The 23,830-nt window shown below is 73.8% G+C and carries 21 protein-coding genes and 1 pseudogene; 14 read left to right on the forward strand and 8 right to left on the reverse strand.

The features are described 5' to 3' along the window. The first annotated feature begins 317 nt into the window (after positions 1-317). Together ACFC02_RS03380 and ACFC02_RS03385 are read left to right on the forward strand one after the other, a co-directional pair. Positions 318-1,352 (forward strand): phosphotransferase family protein, encoded by a 1,035-nt coding sequence (locus tag ACFC02_RS03380; protein WP_376351463.1) that lies wholly within the window; start codon positions 318-320, stop codon positions 1,350-1,352. 5 nt (positions 1,353-1,357) lie between these two features. Then, positions 1,358-2,581: an acyl-CoA dehydrogenase family protein gene (locus tag ACFC02_RS03385; RefSeq protein WP_376351466.1), complete on the forward strand. Its 1,224-nt coding sequence runs from the start codon at positions 1,358-1,360 to the stop codon at positions 2,579-2,581. Between the two features lie 283 nt (positions 2,582-2,864). Here ACFC02_RS03385 and ACFC02_RS03390 read toward each other — a convergent pair whose 3' ends face one another. Next, positions 2,865-3,443 carry a TetR/AcrR family transcriptional regulator gene (locus tag ACFC02_RS03390; RefSeq protein WP_376351468.1) on the reverse strand — a complete coding sequence of 193 codons (579 nt, stop codon included), beginning with the start codon at positions 3,441-3,443 and terminating at the stop codon, positions 2,865-2,867. Between the two features lie 135 nt (positions 3,444-3,578). Here ACFC02_RS03390 and ACFC02_RS03395 point away from each other — a divergent pair. The 4 genes and pseudogenes from ACFC02_RS03395 to crcB (ACFC02_RS03410) all read left to right on the forward strand — a co-directional run bounded on the left by ACFC02_RS03395 (position 3,579) and on the right by crcB (ACFC02_RS03410) (position 5,583). Next, positions 3,579-4,132: pseudogene (locus ACFC02_RS03395) on the forward strand (GNAT family N-acetyltransferase). A gap of 202 nt (positions 4,133-4,334) precedes the next feature. Continuing rightward, positions 4,335-4,820: a fluoride efflux transporter CrcB gene (crcB, locus tag ACFC02_RS03400; RefSeq protein ID WP_376351471.1), complete on the forward strand. Its 486-nt coding sequence runs from the start codon at positions 4,335-4,337 to the stop codon at positions 4,818-4,820. After that, positions 4,817-5,212 (forward strand): DUF190 domain-containing protein, encoded by a 396-nt coding sequence (locus ACFC02_RS03405; RefSeq protein WP_376351473.1) that lies wholly within the window; start codon positions 4,817-4,819, stop codon positions 5,210-5,212. The genes crcB (ACFC02_RS03400) and ACFC02_RS03405 overlap by 4 nt, the downstream gene beginning before the upstream one ends. Then, positions 5,209-5,583 (forward strand): fluoride efflux transporter CrcB, encoded by a 375-nt coding sequence (gene crcB / locus ACFC02_RS03410; RefSeq protein WP_360974135.1) that lies wholly within the window; start codon positions 5,209-5,211, stop codon positions 5,581-5,583. Before ACFC02_RS03405 ends, crcB (ACFC02_RS03410) begins: the two co-directional genes overlap by 4 nt. A gap of 284 nt (positions 5,584-5,867) precedes the next feature. Here the strand turns inward: crcB (ACFC02_RS03410) and ACFC02_RS03415 are convergent, their stop codons facing one another. The 4 genes from ACFC02_RS03415 to ACFC02_RS03430 all read right to left on the reverse strand — a co-directional run bounded on the left by ACFC02_RS03415 (position 5,868) and on the right by ACFC02_RS03430 (position 9,637). Further along, complete coding sequence (locus ACFC02_RS03415) at positions 5,868-6,359, reverse strand: NUDIX domain-containing protein (RefSeq protein ID WP_376351476.1); 492 nt, start codon at positions 6,357-6,359, stop codon at positions 5,868-5,870. 78 nt (positions 6,360-6,437) lie between these two features. After that, positions 6,438-8,048 carry an apolipoprotein N-acyltransferase gene (gene lnt, locus ACFC02_RS03420; protein ID WP_376351479.1) on the reverse strand — a complete coding sequence of 537 codons (1,611 nt, stop codon included), beginning with the start codon at positions 8,046-8,048 and terminating at the stop codon, positions 6,438-6,440. Between the two features lie 155 nt (positions 8,049-8,203). Then, positions 8,204-8,746, reverse strand: a complete 543-nt coding sequence (locus ACFC02_RS03425; protein ID WP_376351482.1) for a hypothetical protein — start codon at positions 8,744-8,746, stop codon at positions 8,204-8,206. Positions 8,747-8,851: 105 nt separating this feature from the next. Further along, entirely contained in the window at positions 8,852-9,637 is a 786-nt protein-coding gene (locus ACFC02_RS03430) for a glutamate racemase (RefSeq protein ID WP_376351485.1), read from the reverse strand. Positions 9,638-9,706: 69 nt separating this feature from the next. Between ACFC02_RS03430 and ACFC02_RS03435 the strand changes: the two genes are divergently transcribed. Further along, positions 9,707-10,876, forward strand: coding sequence for a glycosyltransferase (locus ACFC02_RS03435; RefSeq protein ID WP_376351510.1), 1,170 nt, complete (start codon positions 9,707-9,709; stop codon positions 10,874-10,876). A 16-nt stretch (positions 10,877-10,892) separates the two neighbouring features. On the opposite strand, the gene ACFC02_RS03440 is transcribed toward ACFC02_RS03435, so the two are convergent. Continuing rightward, positions 10,893-12,227: a TerD family protein gene (locus tag ACFC02_RS03440; RefSeq protein ID WP_376351513.1), complete on the reverse strand. Its 1,335-nt coding sequence runs from the start codon at positions 12,225-12,227 to the stop codon at positions 10,893-10,895. Between the two features lie 296 nt (positions 12,228-12,523). Here ACFC02_RS03440 and ACFC02_RS03445 point away from each other — a divergent pair, with 296 nt between their 5' ends. The 4 genes from ACFC02_RS03445 (at position 12,524) to ACFC02_RS03460 (ending at position 17,244) form a co-directional block, all read left to right on the forward strand. Then, positions 12,524-12,964 carry a DUF6643 family protein gene (locus tag ACFC02_RS03445; protein WP_376351488.1) on the forward strand — a complete coding sequence of 147 codons (441 nt, stop codon included), beginning with the start codon at positions 12,524-12,526 and terminating at the stop codon, positions 12,962-12,964. Between the two features lie 42 nt (positions 12,965-13,006). Then, positions 13,007-13,831 (forward strand): MOSC domain-containing protein, encoded by an 825-nt coding sequence (locus ACFC02_RS03450; protein WP_376351490.1) that lies wholly within the window; start codon positions 13,007-13,009, stop codon positions 13,829-13,831. Between the two features lie 168 nt (positions 13,832-13,999). Beyond that, positions 14,000-14,605: a hypothetical protein gene (locus ACFC02_RS03455; protein WP_376351492.1), complete on the forward strand. Its 606-nt coding sequence runs from the start codon at positions 14,000-14,002 to the stop codon at positions 14,603-14,605. 191 nt (positions 14,606-14,796) lie between these two features. Next, positions 14,797-17,244 (forward strand): right-handed parallel beta-helix repeat-containing protein, encoded by a 2,448-nt coding sequence (locus ACFC02_RS03460; protein WP_376351494.1) that lies wholly within the window; start codon positions 14,797-14,799, stop codon positions 17,242-17,244. On the opposite strand, the gene ACFC02_RS03465 is transcribed toward ACFC02_RS03460, so the two are convergent. Next, positions 17,214-19,541 (reverse strand): hypothetical protein, encoded by a 2,328-nt coding sequence (locus ACFC02_RS03465; protein WP_376351515.1) that lies wholly within the window; start codon positions 19,539-19,541, stop codon positions 17,214-17,216. The genes ACFC02_RS03460 and ACFC02_RS03465 overlap by 31 nt on opposite strands. Positions 19,542-20,204: 663 nt before the next feature. Here ACFC02_RS03465 and ACFC02_RS03470 point away from each other — a divergent pair. Then, positions 20,205-21,038, forward strand: a complete 834-nt coding sequence (locus ACFC02_RS03470; RefSeq protein WP_376351497.1) for a DeoR/GlpR family DNA-binding transcription regulator — start codon at positions 20,205-20,207, stop codon at positions 21,036-21,038. Positions 21,039-21,138: 100 nt separating this feature from the next. On the opposite strand, the gene ACFC02_RS03475 is transcribed toward ACFC02_RS03470, so the two are convergent. After that, positions 21,139-22,263: a PLP-dependent cysteine synthase family protein gene (locus ACFC02_RS03475; RefSeq protein WP_376351500.1), complete on the reverse strand. Its 1,125-nt coding sequence runs from the start codon at positions 22,261-22,263 to the stop codon at positions 21,139-21,141. A 378-nt stretch (positions 22,264-22,641) separates the two neighbouring features. Here ACFC02_RS03475 and ACFC02_RS03480 point away from each other — a divergent pair, with 378 nt between their 5' ends. Both ACFC02_RS03480 and ACFC02_RS03485 read left to right on the forward strand, forming a co-directional pair. Next, positions 22,642-22,965 carry a hypothetical protein gene (locus tag ACFC02_RS03480; RefSeq protein ID WP_360974169.1) on the forward strand — a complete coding sequence of 108 codons (324 nt, stop codon included), beginning with the start codon at positions 22,642-22,644 and terminating at the stop codon, positions 22,963-22,965. A gap of 196 nt (positions 22,966-23,161) precedes the next feature. Next, a complete protein-coding gene (locus tag ACFC02_RS03485) occupies positions 23,162-23,704 on the forward strand; it encodes an ATP-binding protein (protein WP_360974172.1) in 543 nt (180 codons plus the stop codon). The last annotated feature ends 126 nt before the right edge of the window (positions 23,705-23,830 follow it).

Genomic DNA, 23,830 nt, shown 5'->3' on the forward strand with positions numbered 1-23,830 from the left:
GCCTGCGGCGCTCCCGGCGCCGTCGCGGCCCCCGGCTGCGCGGCCTCGGGATGCTGCGGACCACGGCTGCGCGGCCTCGGGGGTGCTGCGGACCACGGCTGGGGTGGCCCCGGAGGGGGGAGCTGCGGTGCACAGCTTCTGCGGCCCTCCCGATCACCGCGGCCTACGGTTGCAGGGGCGGCCCCCGAGGGGATGCGCGTGGTTCGCGGACGTGCCGCCCGAGACGCGGATCACTTTCCCGTCACGCACCCTGGACGACATACCGACTAGTCGGCATGATGGTCGGGACCTGCCCCGACCCGCCCCAGGAGCGCCGGATGAGCCCCGACCACCCGCCCGGACTCGACCTCGACCGGCTCCGCGGCCTGCTCGACCGCGAGCGGCCCGGTCTGGTCCAGGGCGCCCTGACCGGCCGGCTGATCGAGGGCGGCCGGTCGAACCTGACGTACGCCGTCTCGGACGACACCAGCCGCTGGGTCGTACGGCGGCCTCCGCTGGGGCACGTACTGGCGACCGCGCACGACATGCGGCGCGAGCACCGCGTGATCAGCGCACTGCGCCCGACGCGCGTGCCGGTGCCCCGCACCGTGCTGCTGTGCGAGGACGAGGAGGTGCTGGGCGCGCCGTTCTACGTCATGGAGTTCGTCGAGGGCACCCCGTACCGCTCCGCGGGCCAGCTCGCGCCGCTCGGCGCGGCACGCACCCGCGCCGCGGTGCTCTCCCTCGTCGACACCCTCGTCGACCTGCACGGGGTCGATCCCGGCGAGGTGGGCCTCGCGGACTTCGGCCGTCCCGAGGGCTTCCTGGACCGGCAGCTGCGCCGCTGGGGCAAGCAACTGGACGCCTCCCGCAACCGCGACCTGGCCGGCGTCGACGAGTTGCACGCCGCCCTCGGACACGCGCTCCCCGCCTCCCCCGCCCCCGCCGTGGTGCACGGCGACTACCGGCTCGACAACGTGCTGATCGGGCCGGACGACCGGATCAGTGCCGTCCTCGACTGGGAGATGTCCACGCTCGGCGACCCGCTCACCGACCTGGGCCTGCTCGTCATGTACTGCAGCCCGCTGGGCATGCCCGACTCGCCGGTGTCCACCACCGCGGAGGCCCCCGGGCACCCCTCGCCCGCCGAACTGATCGAGCGGTACGCCGCGCGCTCGGGGCGCGACGTGTCCGCGGTCTCCTGGTACACGGCGTTCGCCTGGTTCAAGCTCGCCGTGATCCTGGAGGGCATCCACTACCGGTACACGCTCGGCCAGACGGTCGGCCGCGGTTTCGACCGCATCGGTGACCTGGTCCCCGTCTTCGTCCAGCACGGCCTGACCACTTTCCACGAAGGCCTCCGGGAGGGCTGATCGTCATGGACTTCGCGTTCGACGCACGCACCGAGGAACTGCGCGCCAAGCTTCTCGCGTTCATGGACGAGTACGTCCACCCCGCCGAGAAGACCGCCCACGAGCAGCGCGCCCGCCTCGCCTCGCCGTGGGAGAACCCCCCGGTGGTGGAGGAACTCAAGGCCGAGGCACGCCGGCAGGGCCTGTGGAACCTGTTCCTTCCTGACGCCGAACACGGCGCCGGTCTGACCAACCTCCAGTACGCGCCGCTCGCCGAGATCATGGGCCGCTCCCCGCAGTTGGCACCCACGGCGACCAACTGCGCGGCCCCGGACACCGGCAACATGGAGGTGCTGGCCCAGTTCGGCAACGAGGGGCAGAAGAAGCAGTGGCTCCAGCCGCTGCTCGCGGGTGAGATCCGCTCGGCGTTCGCGATGACCGAGCCGGAGGTGGCCTCCTCGGACGCCACCAACATCACCACGCACATCGAGCGGGCCGCCGACGGCTCGGACGAGTACGTGGTCACCGGCCGCAAGTGGTACATCTCCGGGGCGATGCACCCGGACTGCAGGATCTTCATCGTGATGGGCAAGACCGACCCGGACGGGGCGGACATCCGGCGCCAGCAGTCCATGGTGCTCGTGCCGCGCGACACGCCGGGCGTCACGGTGAAGCGGGCGATGCAGGTCTTCGGGTACGAGGACCACTACCACGGCGGCCACGCCGAGGTCGTCTTCGACCACGTGCGCGTCCCGGTGTCGAACCTCATCGGCGAGGAGGGCGGCGGTTTCGCCATCGCCCAGGCCCGCCTCGGTCCGGGCCGCATCCACCACTGCATGCGGCTGATCGGCATGGCCGAGCGGGCGGTCGAGCTGATGTGCCGGCGGGCGGTGTCCCGGACGGCGTTCGGCAAGCCGCTGGCCCAGCAGGGCGTGGTCCAGAACTGGATCGCGGACGCCCGCGTCCAGGTCGAGCAGTTGCGGCTGCTGGTGCTGAAGACGGCCTGGCTGATGGACACCGTCGGCAACAGGGGCGCCCACACCGAGATCCAGGCCATCAAGATCGCCACTCCGCGCGCGGTGGTCGGCATCCTGGACCGGGCGATCCAGCTCTACGGCGCCGGCGGTGTCAGCCAGGACTTCCCACTGGCCGAGCTGTACGCCGGCGCGCGCACGCTGATGCTCGCGGACGGCCCGGACGAGGTGCACCAGCGGTCGCTGGCACGGCGGGAGTTGAAGAAGTACTCGTGAGTGCCGGGGCGGCGGGGCGGGGGCGGCCTCGCCCCGCCGAGGCCCTTGCTGCCCTACCGGCCCGTATCGGTCCTGACCCGGGGCAGCGCTGGGACGACACCCGACAGCAGCAGGCGCAGGTGGTCGGCGCGGACCGCCACCACGGGCGCAGCCGCAAGCGCAGGCGCAGGCCGCCGGTGACCGCCCGCAGGCCGTACGGCACGCGGGCGTCGAGGTGAGGCGGGGCCCGCATCCGGCCGTCGCGTCGGCGCTACGACGCGACGGCGCGACGGCCGCCCGGGCCTCAGCCGCCCAGCAGGACCAGCTGATGCCGGACGGCCGCGGTGACCCGCTGCTCGTCGTCGGTGGCGAGGAGGTCGAGCAACGCCCCCCGGAGCACCGCGAGTGCCAGGGTGCGGCGGGCGGCGCCGTCCTCGCCGTCACGCTCCGGCCGGGGCTGGCAGGCCGCCAGCACGTCGAGCCAGTCGTCCACGGTGGCCCGGGCGAACCCGGCCCACGCTCCGCCGGGCTCGACGAGGGAACGGCCGTACGCCTCACCCCACAGCCGCAGCAGCGGTCGGTGCTCGGCGGCGGCCAGCCAGGTCCAGACCCGCTCGACGGCCGGAGCCAGTCCGACGGGCCGGCCGGCCCGCCTGAGGTCGTCCAGGAGCGCCAGCTCATCGGCGCGGGCCCGGGCCAGCAGCGCCCGCACCAGCCCGTCCTTGGTGCCGAAGAGGAACAGCAGGACGCGGGGGCTGGAGCCGACGGCCGTGGCCAGCGGACGCAGGGACAGACCGGCCAGGCCGTGGGCGAGCACGTACCGGTAGGCGGCTTCGAGTAGCTCGGTCTGCCGTGCGGAGGGGGCTGCCACTCGCGGGGACATGCGGCTAGCCTAGCGTTACTGAAACAGTCGTGTCAGTACGAGCCGTCGGACGGACCGGCAGCCCGGTCACCGGACGGACGGGCAACCCGGTCACCGGACGGACCGGCAGCCCGGTCACCGGGAGGAGGACGAGCCATGGCACAGCGGGAACACCGGCCGCAGGTCACCGTGCGCCGCGCGGGCCGCCCCGGCGACCTCGGCTGGGTGGTGATGGCGCACGGCGAGGTGTACGACCGGCAGTTCGGCTGGAACACCGACTTCGAGGCCCTGGTCGCCGCGATCGTCGCGCAGTACGCGGCGGAACACGACCCGGCCCGTGAGGCCGGCTGGATCGCCGAGGCCGACGGCGAACGCGTCGGCTGCGTCTTCCTCGTGTCCGGCGACACCCCCGCGGTGGCCCGGCTGCGCATCCTGCTCGTCACCCCGGCCGCCCGGGGGCTGGGCGTCGGCAGCCGCCTCGTCGAGACCTGCCTGGACTTCGCCCGCGGGGCCGACTACGAGCAGGTGACGCTGTGGACCAACGACGTACTGGTCTCCGCGCGCCGGATCTACCGCGCGTTCGGCTTCGCCTCACCGACGAGGAACCGCACCACAGCTTCGGTCACGACCTGGTGGGCCAGAACTGGACTCTCGATCTCGCCCGCCGGCCGGTGCCCCCGGGGCATTCGGTGACGGCGGCGCGCTCGTGACCCGCCCCGCGCGCCGGGGTCCCGGGCCGTGAAAGGGGCCCGCGCGCACGGTAGGCTGGCCGGGCGGCGACGTCCTGTTGCGCCGCGCGGCGGTGGGGCCCGCCGCACCCAACCGCGGCGACGACGCCGCCAACGGTCCCTGCTTGCGACGCGCGTGCGCCCGAAGACGTACCGGGCGCCGTCCGAGTAGGAGTACTGCCGTATGGAAGAGGCGCGACCCCGGGTGCTGGGCGAACCCGTCGACCCCGACGTCGAGCTGCGCGGGCCCGCGCGGCGGCGTGAGCCGTCGGCCGGGCAGTGGCCGGTCGTGGCTGCCGTCTCGGCGGGCGGCGCCGTCGGAGCGACGGCCCGCTACGGGGCCTCGCTGCTGTGGCCCACCGCCACCGGCACGTTCCCCCTGACGACGTTCCTCGTGAACGTGATCGGTTGCGGCGTCATCGGTGTCTTCATGGTGGTCATCACGGACGTGTGGGCCGCCCACCGGCTCGTCCGCCCGTTCTTCGGCACCGGCGTGCTGGGCGGCTTCACCACGTTCTCCACCTACGCCGTGGACATCCAGCGCCTCCTCGACCAGGGCCGCGCCGCCACGGGGCTGTCCTACCTCGCCACCACCATGCTCGCGGCGCTCGCGGCCGTGTGGACCACGGCCGGCCTGACCCGCCGCGTGATCCGGCGGAGGAAGCGATGACCCGGCTCACCGGCAGCGCCCTGCGGCTGACGATCCTCATCGGCGAGAACGACACCTGGCACCGCAGGCCCCTCTACTCCGAGATCGTGCACCGGGCCCACCGGGCCGGCCTCGCCGGTGCCTCCGTCTTCCGCGGCATCGAGGGCTTCGGCGCGTCCTCGCTCATCCACACCACGCGGCTGCTGTCGCTGAGCGAGGACCTGCCGGTGGCCGTCGTGATCGTGGACACCGAGGAGCGCGTCCGCGCCTTCCTCCCCCAGCTCGACGAGCTCGTCACCGACGGCCTGGTGGTCCTCGACGACTGCGAGGTCGTCCTGCACCGCCCCGCACCTGCCGGACCGGCCGGGTCCGGGGGCGCCCCCGCCGGGGGATCGGACGGAGGAACGGCGTGAACTGGCTGCTCGTCGTCGTCGGTGCCATGATCGGTGCCCCGCTGCGCTACCTCACCGACCGCACGGTCCAGGCCAGGCACGACACCGTCTTCCCCTGGGGCACCTTCACCGTCAACATGGCCGGCTGTCTCACCCTCGGTCTGATCACCGGCGCGGTCCTCGCGGGCGGCGCCTCCTCCGACGTCCAGCTGCTGCTCGGCACCGGACTGTGCGGGGCGCTCACCACCTACTCGACGCTGTCGTACGAGACCCTGCGACTGGCGGAGGAAGGCGCCCGCTTCTTCGCGGCGGCCAACGCGGTCGCCAGCATCGTCGGCGGTCTAGGCGCGGCCTTCACCGGGGCTGCCCTCGCGCAGTCGATCTGGGCCTGACGGCCGGACCTGCCACAACCACCCGCCTGCCCCGCCCCCGCCATCGTCCCTGCCGGAGGCCGCCGAACGTGGTGCCGCCCGTCCTACGGTCATGGCATCCCCGGCCGGGAAGCCGCCGCGTGGCGGACGATCGTCCCGGTCCACGGCTCTGGCCGCGCCTGCGGCGGCCGTGACGAGCGCGGTGCGGCCGCCGAGGTCGAGCGGGGGGCTTTCGGGGGCGGGGGCGGACCGGACGAAATCATGACTCGACCTCAGGCAGCGCCCCCGCCCCGCCACACCTGGGCTCAACCCATGCTTACGTCAGGCTCGGCAGGGTCGAACCAGGTGGGGGCGTCGGACAGGGCCTGCTTGATCCGGAACAGCGCGAACTCGTTCAGGGCGGGCAGCGCGTCGACCGCGAACCATCCCACTTCGAGCGACTCGTCGTCGTTGACCCGTGCCTCGCCGCCCACGGCGCGGCAGCGGAAGGTGATGTCCATGTACTGGCAGACGTCGCCGTTGGTGTAGGTGACGGGCTCCAGCGCCTGGACCAGGACCACTCGCTCGGTGACGCAGTGCACCGCGGTCTCCTCGTACACCTCCCGCACCGCGCAGGCGGCCGGCTGTTCCCCGGGCTCGGGGATCCCCCCGATGACCGACCACTTGCCGGTGTCGGAGCGGCGGCCCAGCAGGACCCTGCCCTCGTCGTCGAAGACGAGGGCGGTGACCCCCGGGAGCCACAGCAACTGGTTGCCCGCGGCGGCCCGGATCGTACGGATGAAGTCAGGAGTGGCCATGGACCGACCCTAACGGGCCCCGGCCGGCGCCCAGCGCACTGACCGTGGGGTGGCCGGGGGCGTACGTCCGGCGTACGGTCACGCGTCCTGGGCGCGCCGAGCGCGCACACCGGCCCCGATCGCCCAGCCCACGCCGCCGGCCGCGACCAGCACGAGGGCGATCTCCGGCAGGACTCCCAGCTCGGTGGCGGGCGTCCGCGAGGAGCGCAGCGGCACCTTCTGGACCAGGTGGGCGGGGACGAACATGCCGGTCTTCTGCGTGATGCGCCCGTCGGGCATGATGATCGCGCTGACGCCGCTGGTCACCGGGACGGTGACGGTACGGCTGTGTTCGACCGCGCGGATGCGGGACATGGCCAGCTGCTGGTAGGTCATCTCGCTGCGGTCGAAGGTCGCGTTGTTGCTCGGTACGGAGATCATCTGTGCGCCGTGGGTGACGGTGTCGCGCACGGCCCAGTCGAAGGCGGCCTCGTAGCAGGTGGCCAGGCCGATCCGGGTGCCGGCGACGGAGAACACGCCCGGTTCGGTGCCGCGGCTGAAGTCCTGGCGGACCATCGAGGTCCAGTTCTTGTTGATCGCGCCGAGCAGCGAGCGCAGCGGCAGGTACTCGCCGAACGGCTGGATCTGCCGCTTGTCATAGGTCTGCACGGGTCCCTCGGCCGGGTCCCACAGGATCTGCTCGTTCCACAGCTTGCCGTCGCGCTCCACGACGCTGCCGACCGAGATCGGGGCCCCGATCGCCTTGGCCGCCTGATCGACCACCATCCGCGCGTCGAGATAGGTCATCGGGTCGATGTCGGAGGAGTTCTCGGGCCAGAGCACGACGTCGGGGCGGGCGGCCTTGCCCGCCTTCACCTCCGCCGCCAGCCGCTCGGTCTCCCGCGCGTGGTAGTCGAGCACCGCGCGGCGCTGGGCGTTGAACTCCAGACCCGAGCGCGGCACGTTGCCCTGGATGACGGCGACGGTGGCGGTGCCGTTCTCGGCCTTGTCGCTCACGAGGGTGCGGGCGGCCACCGCTCCCGCCACCGGCACGGCCACGCTGAGCAGCGCGACGGCGGCGGCCGACCGGCGCACCGTCCGGGTCCGCCGTCCCTGGACCGCCAGGCGTACGGCCTCGTACAGGCCGAAGCCGCACAGGACCACCGCGAAGCCGAGCACCGGGGTGCCGCCGAGCGCGGCGAGCGGCAGGAACACGCCATCCGCCTGACCGAAGGCGATCTTGCCCCAGGGGAAGCCGTGGAAGGGCACGCGCGCGCGTGCGGCCTCACCGGCGATCCACAGGGCCGCCGCCCACACCGGCCAGGCGGGCAGCCTGGACACCGCCGCGATGCCCACGCCCACCAGGGCCACGAAGACGGCCTCCGCCGCGACCAGCGCCAGCCAGGGTCCGGGGCCGACCTCCACGCCGGTCCACACCAGCAGGGGCAGCAGGAAGCCGAGGCCGAAGAGGTATCCGAGGCCGAGCGCGGCCTTCCAGCCACGGCCGCGCAGCGCCCAGCCGAACCCGGCGAAGGCCGGCAGGGCCAGCCACCACAGGGTGCGCGGCGGGAAGCTCACGTAGAGGAGCACGCCGGACAGTGCCGCCACGGCGGCGGGTACGAGTCGTACGAGCCTCGTCGGCCAGAGTGCCCGGGCGGACCGCGGATGCAGCCGGTCCGACTCGTCGACGGAAGTTGCGGTGACGGTCACCCCGGGAGTGTACGGCGGCTGACGTTCCCCTTGGCAGCGCGGTTCGCGGGGCGGTCGGCGGGCTCCGGCGGGCGGGCAGGCGCCGGGCCGCCGGGGCCGGAGTGCCGCGTCGTTCCCCGCGCGCGGGGGTGTGGGCGCGGGTGGCGGGCCGCCGCTCAGGCCCGGCCGGGCGTCGGCGGGCGCAGACGGTCCTTGATCACGCGCACCGCGGACTCGGCGTTGTCGACGGTGATCGTGAAGGTGTGGCCGTCCCACAGGCTCAGCACGATGCCCTCACCGCGCCGGACGACCACCGCGGTGCCCTTCTCGGGCCGCCAGCGGTAGCCCCAGCCGCCCCAGTGGCGCGGGGTGACGTGGGGTGCGAACTCGGCGCCCGCCACATGGGCCAGCGGGATGCGGCGGCGCGGCAGCCCGATGTGGCCGCAGCGCACTTCCAGGGACTCCTTGTCGACCTTCAGCGCGACATGGACGAAGGCGAGGGTGCCGAAGAGGACCAGCAGTCCGGCCGCGATGCAGCCGACGACGGACATCACCAGCGCGGGCACCCCGGAACTCCAGGCGGAGTCGACGGCCAGCTCGATGCCGAGCGCCAGACAGGCGGCGCCTACGAGCGCCAGCAGCCACTGGAACCGGTTGGTGGCGCGCCCCGTCCACACCTCGGGATGCGGGCCGTTCTCGACGTGGGAGTGGTCCCTCATGCCATCGAGGTTACCCAGGTTTCGCCGCCTGGGTAGCGCGTCGCACACAGGGAGTGTCCCGTGCCGCTCGGCGGCGGCCCGCGGCGGCCGCCGCGCCCCCGTGCGTCAGTGGGCGGGGGTGACCGCCTGGAGGAGACGGCCCTCCGCGTAGGCCAGGGCCGGGGCGGGCAGGGCGCCCTCCTGCCCGTTGAGCAGCACCGTCACGGTTCCGTCGGCCGCGGCCCGCGGCTCGGGCCGGGCCCCGATCCGGCGCAGCGCCTGCGCGGCGACGGCGCCCGCCGAGCCGTGCAGGACGAGCGGGGGGTGCCCCGGCCGCTGCACGGCCGAACGGATGCGCTCGGCGACGAGTTCGTAATGGGTGCAGCCCAGGACGACGGTCGTGACGTCCTCGGGCGTCAGCGCGGCGGCGGCCGTGACGGCCTCGTCGATCGCCGCCTGGTCGGCGTGCTCGACGGCTTCGGCCAGGCCCCAGCAGGGCACCTCGGTGACCGGTACGCCGTCGGCGAAGTCACGGATGAGGTTGCGCTGGTAGGGGCTGCCCGTGGTGGCGGGCGTCGCCCAGATGGCGACCGGTCCCCCACCGGCGGCGGCCGGCTTGATGGCGGGGACGGTACCGATGACCGGGAGGCCCGGCTCCAGGTGCTGGCGCAGGGTCGTCAGCGCGTGCACGGTCGCGGTGTTGCAGCCGACGATCAGGGCGTGTGGACCGTGCGCTGCGGCGGCCTCGGCGACGGCGAGGGCGCGCGCGGTGAGATCCTGCGGGGTGCGGGGTCCCCAGGGCATCCCGGCGGGGTCGAGGGACAGCACGAGATCTGCGTCGGGCCGCAGACGCCGTACCGCGGCGGTGGCCGCCAGCAGCCCGATTCCGGAGTCCATGAGCGCGATCTTCACCCGGCCACGATAGACGATTCCCTCGAACGGGCCGCCCGGGTGGGGCACACTGCGGGGGTGAGCGTGATCATGTGGATCGCTGTCGGATCACTCGCCGCCTGGCTGTGGCTCCTGCTCGGCCAGGGATTCTTCTGGCGTACGGACGTGAGACTGCCGCCGCGGGAGGAACCCGCGCCCGGCGACTGGCCGTCCGTGTGCGTCGTGGTCCCCGCGCGGGACGAGGCCGCCGTCCTGGGCCGCAGCCTCCCTTCCCTGCTCGCCCAGGACTATCCGGGGCGTGCCGAGGTCTTCCTGATCGACGACGGCAGTTCCGACGGCACCGGGGAACTCGCCCGTGAGCTGGCACGGCGCGGCGGCGGGCTGCCGCTGACGGTGGACTCGCCGGGCGAGCCGGCGCGGGGGTGGACCGGCAAGCTGTGGGCCGTGAGGCATGGCGTCGCACTGGCCCGCGCGCGCGGTCCCGAGTACCTGCTCCTGACGGACGCGGACATCGCGCACGCCCCGGACAGCCTGCGCCGGCTGGTGGCCGCCGCGCGCGGCGGCGGTTACGACCTCGTCTCGCAGATGGCGCGGCTGCGGGTGGAGAGCCTGTGGGAGCGGCTCGTGGTTCCCGCGTTCGTCTATTTCTTCGCGCAGTTGTACCCGTTCCGGTGGATCGGCCGGCGGGGCGGGCGGACGGCGGCGGCAGCGGGCGGCTGTGTGCTGCTGCGTGCCGACGCGGCCGAGCGGGCGCGGATCCCGGACGCGATCCGGCACGCCGTGATCGACGACGTGGCGCTCGCGCGGGCGGTGAAGGGCGGCGGCGGGCACATCTGGCTGGGGCTCGCCGAGCGGGTGGACAGCGTGCGTCCGTACCCGCGGCTGCACGACCTGTGGCAGATGGTCTCGCGCAGCGCGTACGCGCAGTTGCGGCACAATCCGCTGCTGCTGATCGGCACGGTCGCCGGACTGGCACTGGTGTACCTGTTGCCACCGGTCGCGCTGGTGGCGGGGCTCGCCTCGGGCAGCGGAGCGAGCGCACTGGCCGGGGGCGCGGCCTGGCTGGTGATGACGGCGACGTACGTGCCGATGGTGCGGTACTACCGCCAGCCGTTGTGGCTGGCCCCGCTGCTGCCCTTCACGGCGTTCCTGTACCTGCTGATGACGGTGGACTCGGCGGTGCAGCACTACCGGGGCCGTGGTGCGGCCTGGAAGGGCCGCACCTACACGCGTCCCGGCGCCGTGCCCGAGGAGGGCTGAGGACGGGGGCGGGGGCTCACTTGCGGCCGGGGGTCCAGTTCATGCCCCAGCCGTAGGCGTGGTCGATGGTGCGCTGGGGGCTCACCCCGCGCGCGGGGACGAGGTAGCGGGCCTCCCGCTGGACGACGAGGTCGCCTCCGGTGTTGGTGATCAGGGCGAGGGCGCACACCGTTGAGGGCACCGTGCACTCGTCCAGGGAGAAGTCGACCGGCGCTCCGTGCTGCGGCCGGAGCGTGACCGTGGCGTGCAGGTCGGCGAAGGAGCGGGCGCCTTCGTAGATGGTCACGAAGACGAGGATGCGCCGGAAGTCGTGCGTGTGGTCGAGGTTGATGGTGAGGTTCTCGCCGTCGGCCGCGGCGCCGGTGCGGTCGTCGCCGTCGAGGTGGATGTACGGGGGCCGGTGCAGCGCTCCGAAGGCGTTGCCGAGAGCCTGGACGACGCCCTTGCGGCCGTCGGCGAGTTCGTAGAGGGCGCACAGGTCGAGGTCCAGGTCCGCGTGCATCGCGACGGCCCGCCCGCGTTTGCCCGTCCAGCCGCTGAACTGTTTGCGCACCTGCCAGTTGAGATTGACGCGCATGGCCCCCGAGGTGCCGCCCTGCTTGGCCAGCGAGATGGAGGGTGCCGCCTTGGTGAGCGTGACCTTGCTGAGGCGGACGGGGGGCGCGGCGGGAGGCGGCGGGACGGGGGCGGGGGCCGTGACGGGCGGCGGCAGGGGGACCGGGGGGCCGACGGGCGGCGGGGCCGTGACGGGAGCGGGGGCGGGGCCGCCGAACGGTGCCGGGGGCGGGGTCCGGCCGGGCGCCGGCGCCGGGGGCGGCGCGGCGTGCTGCGGCTCGTCCACGGTGATGCCGAAGTCGGTCGCCAGGCCCTCCAGCCCGCTGCTGTACCCCTGGCCCACGGCGCGGAACTTCCAGGCGCCCTGGCGGCGGTAGAACTCGCCCAGCACGAAGGCGGTCTCGACACCGGCCCCGGTGCTGTCGAAGCGGGCGACCACCGTGCCCGCCGCCGCGTCGCGCACCTCGATGTAGAGGCCGGGTACCTGTCCGAACGTGCCGCCGTCCGCCGACGCGGCGAGCACGACCCGGTCGATGGACGCCTCCACGCGCGCGAGGTCGGCGACGAGCGTGTCGGTGGCCTGTCCCGCGGCGTCCCGCTTGCCCTCGTGGCGCACCGCCCCGGAGGAGTGGGCCGGCTGGTTGTAGAAGACGAAGTCCCCGTCGGAGCGCACCTTTCCGCCCGACGCCAGCAGCAGCGCCGAGGCGTCCACGTCGGGGACGCCGGGACCGGAACGCCGGCCCACCTCGACGCGCAGAGCCGTGGTCGGCACCGGTGTGTTCGATCCCTTCGGCATGGACATGTGTGCCCCCTCACCTCGGCCGGGCCGTCTCCCGGTTCCCGGCACCGCGTCGATCGCTCCCCGCCCAACCTATGCCCGGCGGGGCCGAACTCTCAGGCGGAGCGGCGGAAGTCGCCCGGCCGACCCCCGGTAACGCCCCAGAACCCTGCTCCTTACACGATCCAAACCCGCCGTTGCGCCCCTTTTTTTCAAGTTCGCTCGGATTGGGGATCCCGCGTCACCGCCGACACGGAAAACAACCCTCTTATCGGTCTCCCCAACCAGCACATCGTGGGCTTAACTTATGTGCCATGACCTCCCCCCGCTCCACTTATGGTGGCGGCTACTACTCCGCCTCCTTCCCGGACACCCCGATCTACGACTCGCTCGTCGCCGAGCGTGGCACCCCGCAGATCGCCCCGATCCGGGTCCCCGCGCCGTACGACACGGGAAGCCACGCGGGAAGCCACCTGCCCGCGCTCCCCTCGGCGCTGCCCGCCCTCCCGGCAGCCCCGTCCCAGCCCGGCTACGGCTACCAGCAGGCGCCGCAGCCCGCCCCCCTCCAGCAAGCGCCCGCGGCCTACATCCCGCAGCAGGCCTCCGCTCCGCGCGGATATCCCGGCCCTCAGCAGCAGATGCCACGTCCCATGGCCAACGGCACCGGCTACGAGGCGATGCGTCCCGCGGCCCCGCGGCCGGGCGCGGCCCCGTACCAGGACCCGTACAACAACCAGCAGTACCGCGGTTACTGACCCTTTCCCCCGGCTGTCCGTGCCGCCTGGCAGGATGAGGTCATGGGGAATGCGGAACTGCACTCGATACACATCCACCCGGTCAAGGCGTTCCGGCCCGTAGGGCTGACGGAGGCCGTCGTGGAGCCCTGGGGGCTGGCCGGGGACCGGCGCTGGGCAGTGATCGACCACGGGGGAAAGGTCGTCACCCAGCGCCAGCAGCCACATCTGGCCAAGGCCGTCGCCGAGCTGTCGCCCGGCGGCGGCCTTCGGCTGTCCGCGCCCGGACTCGATCCGCACGTCGAGCCCGAGCCGCAGCCGGGGGCCACGGTGACGGTGGACATCTTCGGCGAGAAGGTGGAGGCCGTGGCGGCCGGTGCCGCCGCGCACGCCTGGTGCAGCGCCCTCGTGGGTGCCGAGGTGCGCCTCGTCCACATGGACGACCCCGCCGGCCGGCGGCCCGTCGACCCGGACTACGCCCGGCCCGGGGAGACCGTGAGCTTCGCCGACGGCTTCCCGCTGCTGATCACGACGCTCTCCTCGCTCGACTCCCTCAACTCGCTGATCGCCGAGGGCGATCACGCCGAAGAGGGCCCGCTGCCGATGAACCGCTTCCGGCCGAGCGCCGTGATGACCGGCACCGCCGCCTGGGCCGAGGACGACTGGCAGCGCATCGCGATCGGAGAGGTCACCTTCCGGGTGGCCAAGCCGTGCGGCCGGTGCGTGGTCACCACCACCGACCAGACCACCGCCGAACGCGGCAAGGAACCCCTGCGCACCCTCGGCCGCCACCGCCGCTTCGGCGGCTCCCTGGTCTTCGGGCAGAACCTGGTGCCCGAGTCGGCCGGCACCCTCCGCGTCGGCGACCCGCTCACGATCCTCGAGTGAGTTCCGGCCCCGTTCCCGGGAACCCGTGGCGGTGGACCGCTCGTTGGGGTTTCGTGAGAGGTTCATGAGAGAGGCCGGCCGGAGGTGATTTCCCTCTCTCTTCGACCGGCTTCACGGATGAACGGCTCCGCCGGGGGTTATCACGGAGCGGGAAGGGGGTGCGCACCAGTGCGAGCAATCAGCGGACTCTGGCGCTGGCGGCACAATCCGCTGCGGCGCACGACCGATCTGGCCGAATCCTGGCTGGCGTTGGTGGCGCTGCTCCTGATCCTGGTCGCCGCCCCCGTGCTCGGTTCCCTCGTCGGCTCCCTCACCCAGGACGCCCTCCAGCAGTCGGCGCGCGACCAGCATCAGACCCGGCACCTCGTCGTGGCCACCGTCGTACGCAAGCTGACCGCCTCCGCCCCGGCCCCCGATCCGGAGATCGCGACGGGACGGGACGTGCGCAGCCGCGTCGTCGCCGACTGGACCGGCCCGGACGGCACGGCCCGGCGCGGCCCGGTCACCACCGGCCTCAGAAGCCCGCACCCCGGCGATCACTTCGCCCTGTGGACCGACGGACACGGACTGACCGTGCCCCGCCCCCTGGACTCCGCCACCGCCACCACGCACGCGGTGCTGGCCGGCATCGGCAGCGCCCTGGTGGCGGCCGGCCTCACCGAGGGCATACGCAGACTGGTCCTGTGGCGCCTGGTCCGGCGCAGGTACGCGCGCTGGGACCAGGCCTGGGACCGCGCCGGTCCGGACTGGGGCCGCACCGGCACCGGCAGCTGACGGCCTTCCGGCTCCGGTCAACCGACCGTCCACGCACACGCTACGGTGGACCGGCCGACGCGTTCGGCAACCCTCCGCGCGCGTGCGCGCGGCGGCCCGAAGGGCTGAGCACGGCCCCGGTCCCGGCACCGGTGCGGCGCCCCGAAGGTGAACGAGCCATCAGTACGACGAGGTGGGGGCACGGCAACGCCATGGCACAGGGCACGGTCCAGGTGACACACACCGGCACATCGCGGTGGCGGCGCCGCACGGGTGAGTACGCATCGCTGGCCGCCGCCCTGGAGGCCGCGGCGGACGGCGACGTCCTCACCGTCGCCCCGGGCACCTACCGCGAGAACCTCGTCGTCCAGCGCGCGGTGACCCTGCGCGGCCCCGAGGGCTCCCCCGGCTCGGTGCGCATCGCCCCCGTGGACGGCGTGCCGCTCACCGTGCGCGCCTCCGCCGTGGTGCAGGACCTGCATGTCGAGGGCCAGGACACCACGGCGCCCGCGCTGCTGGTGGAGGAGGGCACACCGGAGCTGAGGGACGTGCGGATCGTGACCCGCTCGGCGTCCGGCATCGAGGTGCGCGACGGCGCCCGCCCCACGGTGCGACGCTGCACGGTGGACAATCCGGCGGGGGTCGGCATCGCCGTACTCGGCTCGGGCGGCGGGGTGTTCGAGGAGTGCGAGGTCCTGGCCGCCGGGCAGTCGGGCGTGGGCGTGCGCGACGGCGCCCGTCCGCGCCTGGAGCGCTGCCGGATCCACCACACCTCGGGTCCGGGCATCACCGTGACCGGGGACAACTCCGCCCTGGAGGCCGTGGGCTGCGAGGTCTACGAGGTCCGTGGCAGCGGCGTGCAGGTCACCGGGCGGGCCACCGCGCACCTCACCGACTGCGAGGTGCACCGCACCACCGCGGACGGCGTCACCCTCGACACCGACGCCGTGCTCACCCTCGCCGACTGCCGGCTCCACGACATCCCGGAGAACGCGGTGGACCTGCGGTCGCGTTCCGTGCTGACGCTGACCCGGACCACGGTGCGCCGGTTCGGGCGCAACGGCCTGTCGGTGTGGGACCCGGGCACCCGCGTGGACGCCAACCAGTGCGAGATCTCCGACAGTACGGGCGACTACCCGGCCGTGTGGGTCAGTGACGGCGCGACCGCGGTCCTCGACTCCTGCCGGGTGCACGACGTGCCGGACGCCCTGTTCGTCCTGGACCGCGGCTCCCGCGCGGACGTCGTCGACAGCGACCTGTCCCAGGTGCGCAACACCGCCGTGTCGGTGAGCGACGGCGCCACCGCGCAGCTCGACGACTGCCGGATCAAGGAGGCGGCCACGGGGGCGTGGTTCCGTGACCACGGCAGCGGCGGAACCCTCGCCAACTGCACCGTGGACGCCACCCAGACCGGCGTGATCGTCACCAAGGGCGCCGATCCGACCATCGAGCGCTGCACGGTCGTCTCCCCGGCCGAGGCCGGTTTCTACGTCTCCGCCGGTGGCCGGGGCAGCTTCCTGGGATGCCGGGTCACGGGCAGCTCGGGCTACGGCTTCCATGTGATCGACGGCTGCCGTACGACACTGAAGAAGTGCCGCACGGAGCGGTGCGCGCGCGGGGGGTACGAGTTCGCGGACGGCGGGCAGGAGGCGGCGCCCGGCTCGGGGCCGGTGGTCGAGGACTGCACGAGCGACGAGAGCGGAGGCGTACGCCCGCCCGCGGCCAGGGAGACGGCCGTGCAGACGCCCGAGCCCGTCACCGCGTCGGCGGGTCTGCTGGGCTCGATCCCCGGGCAGCGCAGCACCGCTCCGGAGCCGCTGCCGCCCGCGCCGGAGGAAGGGCGCCCGGTGCGCACGGCGAAGGACGTGCTGGGTGAACTCGACGCGCTGGTGGGACTGGAGAGCGTCAAGCGGGAGGTCCGCGCCCTCACCGACATGATCGAGGTGGGCCGCCGTCGGCAGCAGGCCGGTCTCAAGGCCGCCTCCGTCAAACGCCATCTCGTCTTCACCGGCTCCCCCGGCACCGGCAAGACGACGGTCGCCCGGCTGTACGGCGAGATCCTCGCCGCTCTCGCGGTCCTGGACAAGGGCCATCTCGTCGAGGTGTCCCGGGTCGACCTGGTCGGGGAGCACATCGGCTCCACGGCGATCCGCACCCAGGAGGCGTTCGAACGGGCCCGCGGCGGCGTGCTGTTCATCGACGAGGCGTACGCGCTCTCCCCCGAGGACGCCGGGCGTGACTTCGGCAAGGAGGCCATCGACACGCTGGTGAAGCTGATGGAGGACCACCGCGACGCGGTCGTGGTGATCGTCGCGGGTTACACGGCCGAGATGGAGCGGTTCCTGTCCGTCAACCCGGGTGTGGCCTCCCGCTTCTCCCGCACCATCACCTTCAGCGACTACGGTCCCGAGGAGTTGCTGCGGATCGTGGAGCAGCAGGCCGAGGACCACGAGTACCGGCTGGCGGGGGGCACGGCGGAGGCGCTGCTGAAGTACTTCGCGGAGCTTCCCAGGGGTGCCGCGTTCGGCAACGGGCGCACCGCACGCCAGACGTTCGAGGCGATGGTGGAGCGGCACGCGAGCCGGGTGGCCCAGCTCGACGACCCGGACACCGACGATCTGACGCTGCTCTACGCCGAGGACTTGCCCGAGCTGCCCTGAGCCCCGCCGCCGCTCGGCGGGCCGGCGGTGTGCGGCGCGCCGCCCGGACTCACCGAGGCGTCCGTCTCCTGACGGGGTGCGGGCAGGTCCGGGTGCAGCCGGGCCAGCAGGGTGCGGCGTTCCTCGGCGAAGGCCGGGTCGGCCTGGTAGTCGGAGTGGCCGAGGATCGGCGCGGGCAGCGGGTGCTGTGCCGTACGGCCGTAGGCGAGCGGGTCCTTCAGCGGGCCGCGGTCGACCTCCGGGCCGCCGTCTCCTGGCAGGCGGACGGGTCCGCCGATGGGGTCGGTGAGCCGGTACAGGTTGCGCCAGCAGACCACGTCCCGGTGCAGGCCGGTGAGGGCGTCCGGCCCGAAGTGGGCGGGGAACCAGCGGCCGTAGAGGCGGGTCAGCGGGGAGCCGTAGGTGAGCAGCGCGACGCGCCGGCGGGCCGACGGGGCGAGCTGCCAGGCCGCGGCGGCGGCCAGCACGCTGCCCTGGGAGTGCCCGGACAGGACGAGACGGCCGCCGGTGGCCCGGGTCCAGGTCGCCATCCGCCAGGTGAGGTCGGGCACCGCGCGTTCGGCGTAGCAGGGCGGGGCGAAGGGGTGGGCGGCGCGCGGCCAGAAGGTGCCGACGTCCCAGAGGATGCCGATGGTGCGCCGGGCGGAGGCGTCCTCGTAGGCGCGTCGGCCCCAGGTGACGAACAGTATGAACCCGAGTCCGACCAGCCAGGACCCCAGTGCCTGCGCGCTCTGGGCCGCGCCCTGGACGGCGGGGTGGGCGTCCTCGGCCGCCTGCGCCGGGGTCAGGCCGGTGCCGAGTGCGCCGACGAGTGCGGCCGTGCCGAGCAGGAGGGTGGCGGCGGAGGTGACGCCGATGACGAGGGGACCGGCGTCGGTGAGGGTGGCCGTCGCGCGGGTGCGCGCGATGCGGCGGGTGCGCTCGCGGTCGGCCGCCTCGCCCGGGAAGTCCCGCCGTACCGTGGCGCGCTCTGCGCGGGCCAGCCGCCGGGTGCGTCCGGCGAGCCGTCCGCAGAGCACCAGCAGCAACAGGAGCAGCGGCGGGATGGCGGACGCCTGCCAGGTGAGCAGGACCGGCGGGCCCTGGATCCGTCCGCCCGTGCCGTCGAGCCAGTCGGCCACCCGCTGGGCGACGCCGCCGGACATCACCGCGCCGAGGGCGCAGGCCAGCATGGCGACCGCCGGCCCGCCCTGGCCGCGCAGCGCGGCCCGCGGACCGCCGGGGGCTTCCCCTCGCGTGCCGGGGCGGTGCCCGGCGGGCCGGCCGCGGTGCAGTACGGCCGCAGTGACGGCGAGGACGACGACCAGCGCGCCCTGGACGAGGGAGAGGGCGCCGAAGGTGGCGTCGCCCGGCAACCTGCCCGTGGAAGGCCAGTCGGGGCGCGACCAGCCGCCGTAGAGGAGGGCGAGGACGAGCAGGCCGAGCGCACAGAGCGGCAGCCACCGTACGAGTCGGTGGTCCAGCCGCCGGTCGAGGCGGTGCTCGCTGCGGCCTCTGCGGCAGACGACCGCGACCACGACCGCGGCCGTGACGGCCAGGGCGCCCTGCAGCAGCCATCCCAGGACGTCCGGCGCCGCGGGGCCGGACGGCCGCCGGTCGAAGCGTGCGGCCGGAACGGCGACCGCCGCGGCGACGGTCAGCAGTCCGGCGGCGGTGTGCGCGCCGCGCAGCCGGGCCACCAGGCGCCTGCCGTACCAGAAGCCGGGCCGGGCCAGGGAGCCGCCGCCGGGTTCCTCCTCGGGCTCGGGTCCCGGGTCCAGGGGTTGCTGGGACTCGTAGGCGCTCCAGGTCCGGTGGGAGAGGTGGCACAGCAGGCCGGTGAGGGCGGCGGGCACCAGCGCGGCCAGGGCGAGCCGGCGGCCGGGCTGGCTCCACCAGCCCCCGGCGGCGGGTGAGAGGAAGCGCAGCCAGGAGTGGCGTGCGGTGCAGGCGGGCGTGCCCGCGCACTGCCAGGCGGCCAGGTCGAGCGCGACCTCGCAGGCGGCGGCGACGAGCAGCACGGTGAGGGTCAGTCCGGCCAGCCGGACCAGCAGGCCGTACAGGCGTACGGTGCGGGGGCGTCCGTGGGAGACCGGGCGCATCCAGTGGGCGAGGTTGACGACCATGAACGGCAGCAGCAACAGCCACAGGGCGCGGCTGCTGTTGCCGGAGGTGAGGTTGGACCAGACGTACGCCTCGGGCACCGTGCGGCCGGGGCGCCCTGGGGGGCGGGTCTCGGCGTGGGCGTCGGCGGCCCGCCGGTAGACGGCCGCGGTGTCGTCGCCGGTGACCCGCACCGTGCGCTCGTCGCCGAGCATCTCCTCGGGTGTGGTGCCGCCGACTCCGTGGACGAGGAGTTCCAGCGCGGGCGGAGCCGGTCCCGGCGGCGCGGCTGGGCCCCCGGCCGGGGGCGAGACGTCCTGGGGCGAGCCGTCCGCGCCGTGCGGTCCGCGCGCGTTCTCCGGTCCGCCCGGTCCGCTCGGGCAACCCGTTCCGCCCGGGCCGCCCGGGCTGTCCTGACCACACAGGCCGCCCGGGCCGCCTGGGCCGCCCGTTCCGCCGGGTCCCTCCGGCCGCTTCGGACCACCCCGTCCGTCCGGGCCGTCCGGGCCGTCCAGGCCGTCCGGACCGTCCGGGCCGTCCAGGCCGTCCGGACCGTCCGCGGTCGGGTGCCGTCGTGTCCGTTCCACCGTCGCACTCCCCTGTGACGCGCCGTCGTCCTGGCCGGTGCGGGACCAGGATCTCCGCCGGGGGCCCGCGGCACAGCCCTTGGCGCGCGATCTCCCCGGTCCGAGTGACACGGACGCGCGCGCCGGGGCGCGCGTTCCTGGCATGCGCGCGTCGGGCCGGGCGATGGCGCTTCGGCGAACGACCCGTGAAAGGATTGGGACGCCCGCGCACCGGGCAGGTCGAACCTCCTCGTCGGACCGGGTGCGCCGGGGCGGGTCGGACGACTTGCGGCGAAAGGAACCGGAGCACACGTGAGCGAGAATCAGAACCTCCTCGCGGAGCAGCGGCGCGCCCTGATCCTCGACGAGGTCCGGCGCCGCGGCGGGGTGCGGGTCAATGAACTGACCCGCAAGCTCGGCGTGTCGGACATGACGGTCCGGCGCGACCTGGACGCGCTGGCCCGCCAGGGCATGCTGGAGAAGGTGCACGGCGGAGCGGTCCCGGTCGTCGAGGCCAGTACCCACGAGCCCGGTTTCGAGGCCAAGTCGGGGCTGGAGCTGACCGCCAAGGAGGACATCGCGCGGGCCGCCGCCCAGCTGGTCGCGCCGGGCTCGGCGATCGCTCTGTCGGGCGGTACGACGACGTATGCGCTGGCCCACCATCTGGTGGACGTGCCGGATCTGACGGTGGTCACCAACTCGGTGCGGGTGGCGGACGTCTTCCACACGGCGCAGCGCACCTCCGGTCAGCGGCAGGGCGCGGCGACGGTGGTGCTGACCGGAGGCGTGCGCACGCCGTCCGACTCGCTGGTGGGGCCGGTGGCCGACCAGGCGATCGCGGCGCTCCACTTCGACATGCTCTTCCTCGGCGTGCACGGGATATCGGCCGAGGCGGGTCTGTCGACGCCGAACCTCGCGGAGGCGGAGACGAACCGCCGGTTGGTGCAGTCCGCACGGCGTGTCGTGGTGGTCGCCGACCACACCAAGTGGGGTGTGGTGGGCCTGAGTTCGTTCGCCACGCTGGAACAGGTGGACACGCTGGTGACGGACGCGGGGCTGCCGGCGGGGGCGCGTGCCGAGATCGCGGAGCACCTGCGGCTGGTGGTGGCGGGCGAGGCCGGCCACGGGGACGCACCGGCCGGCTGAGATCCCGCCGGTCCCTTCTCCATGCGGACCGCCCGCTCCATCCGCCCGACGGGCGGGCGGTCTCGGTGCCCCTGTGGTCACACGGGCCGGCATCCTGTCGTCACAGGGGCCAGCGCCCTGTGGCCAGGAAGGTGTCGATCGTCGCCGTGTACGGAGCGCTGTCGAGGCCCTGCTCGGCCAGCCAGGTGTCCGAGTAGTACTTGTCGAGGTAGCGGTCGCCCGGGTCGCACAGGAGCGTGACGACGCTGCCCCTGCGGCCCTGCTCCCGCATCTCGGCGACGATCCTCAGGGCGCTCCACAGACCGGTGCCGGTCGAACCGCCCGCCTTGCGCCCGATGACCCGCTCCAGGGCGCGTACGGCGGCGACGGCGGCGGCGTCGGGCACCTTCATCATCCGGTCGATCGCGCCGGGCACGAAGCTCGGCTCCATGCGCGGGCGGCCGATGCCCTCGATGCGTGAGCCGCTGTCGCAGGTGACGTCCGGATCGCCGGTGGTCCAGCCCTGGAAGAAACAGGAGTTGTCCGGATCGGCTACACAGATACGGGTGTCGTACTGCATGTAGTGGACGTAGCGCGCGAGGGTCGCGGAGGTGCCGCCGGTGCCCGCCGTGGCGACGATCCAGGCGGGTTCGGGGAAGCGTTCCAACTCCAGCTGGCGGAAGATGGATTCGGCGATGTTGTTGTTGCCCCGCCAGTCCGTGGCCCGTTCCGCGTAGGTGAACTGGTCCATGTAGTGGCCGCCGGTGTCCACAGCGAGTCGCGCGGAGGCCTCGTACATCGTGCGCGGGTCGTCCACGAAGTGGCAGCGCCCGCCGTGGAACTCGATCAGGCGGCACTTCTCGGCGCTCGTCGTACGCGGCATCACCGCGATGAAGGGCACCCCGATCAGCTTGGCGAAGTACGCCTCGGAGACGGCCGTCGAACCGCTGGAGGCCTCGATGACCGGGCGGCCCGGCCGGATCCAGCCGTTGCACAGCCCGTACAGGAACAGGGACCGCGCCAGGCGGTGCTTGAGACTGCCGGTCGGGTGGGTCGACTCGTCCTTGAGGTACAGGTCGGTACCCCACTCCTCGGGCAGCGGGAAGCGCAGCAGATGGGTGTCGGCCGAGCGGTTGGCGTCGGCCTGGACCTTGCGGACGGCCTCTTTGAGCCAGGCCCGGTAGGCGGGGTCGCTCCGGTCGACGTCGAGGGTCTCGCCGGTCCGGCGCTGCTCGATGGTGCTCACGGCGGTACTCCTCATCCTGGGCGCACGGGGTGGGCGACGGCGTGTCGCACAGCCCCACGCCACCGATGATAGACACCTTCGGCACGCTTCTCACCTGCATAAACGCCCCTTTGGGGGACTCAAAGGCAGGCCTGGGGCGCGACGCGCCAGAGCGCGTCGGCGGCGCATGGCGGGCACCGTCGGGGGCGCGTTCACGCCAGTGCTCCGGGTGCGGACCGCCCGGCGTTCCGCGTGCCCTGGTGCTGTGTGCCGAAGCGGGGCAGACTGCACCGCGCGGGACGAAGGGCCCGCCGGGGCCGTACCTGGCCCCGGACGAACCGTGCCGGTCCACGGCCCAGCGGCATCGTGAGCCGGCATGTTGCAAGGGGGCGGTCAGGAATGGCGGAGCCGGAGTTCACGGCCACGGGCGTGCGGATCGCCAGACGACTGCGCTCGCTCACCCGGGCCGGGCGGGTCCGGATCAGCGACGGCAGGCTGGAGTTGCTCACCAGCTACGGCAGCGAGATCGACAGCGCGCCGATCCGCGCGGTGCGCGCGTCCAGGCCGTGGCTGGCGCCGGAGGACCGGGCGCTCGCCGACCTCAACGGCCACCGGTACGTCCTCACCCTCGGCGAGGACGACCCCGCGCCCGGGGAACCGGGGCCGCCCGCCGCCCGCCGGTTCATCGAGGCCGTCCACCGGGCGGCGGGGCGGGACGGCTGAGCGGCCGCGAAGGTGGCGCGAAGTTGCGGTGCCCAACCCCTTGCGTCACGCTGGTCTCACGTCACTCTGGGTTTACCGGCGATAACGCTGCGAACCAGCCCGCCGGCCACGACAGCAGGCGGCAGTGTCACGCAGGCGCCCTGCTGCATCCGAAACGTCGTGTTCTTCCGGACCTCAACGTCGGGGAGTCGCAGCCGTGATCAGTCACCCAAGCAGGCACTGCACGGTGGAGCTCCAAGCCCTGCCGTCGCGGATCGGCCAGGTCCGCAGAATCGTATCGGCGCACTTGCGCTACTGGCATCTGGATCCTCTGATAGACCGGGCCGCGCTCGGTGTGACGGAGTTGTTGACCAACGTCCACCAGCACGCACGGCCCGACAAGTTGTGCACCGTCGAGATGGAGTTGCTGCTCGACCGGCTCACCGTCTCCGTGCGCGACCACGATCCACGTCTTCCCGTGGTGGAGGACATGGGCGAGATCGCGCCGCTGGCCACCGAAGGCCGCGGACTGGCGATGGTGGCCGCGGTGAGCGAGAGCTGGGGTGCGCGCCCGGACGGCGAACAGGGCAAGGTGGTCTGGTTCACCCTGCCCACGGCCGCCGGTCCGGTCGGGGTGCCCGCACGGGTACCGCGGCTGGTGGGCGGGGAGCAGCCGGTTCCCCGGTTCACCGAGGTGGGGCCCGCACTCGACGGCACACGCCCCGCGCACGCTCCCGCCCGGTCGGCCGTCGTCGGCTGACCGGGCGGTGAGGGCGCGACCGCCGGAGCGGTGGCGTCCTACCGGCGGCGGTCGCGCGACCGCTCCCGCGCCGGCCTGTCGCCAGTGGTCCGTGACCTTCCGTCCGCGGCCCGCGGCCTGCCGCTC

The organism is Streptomyces sp. NPDC056160, from assembly GCF_042268205.1.
Lineage (GTDB): Bacteria > Actinomycetota > Actinomycetes > Streptomycetales > Streptomycetaceae > Streptomyces.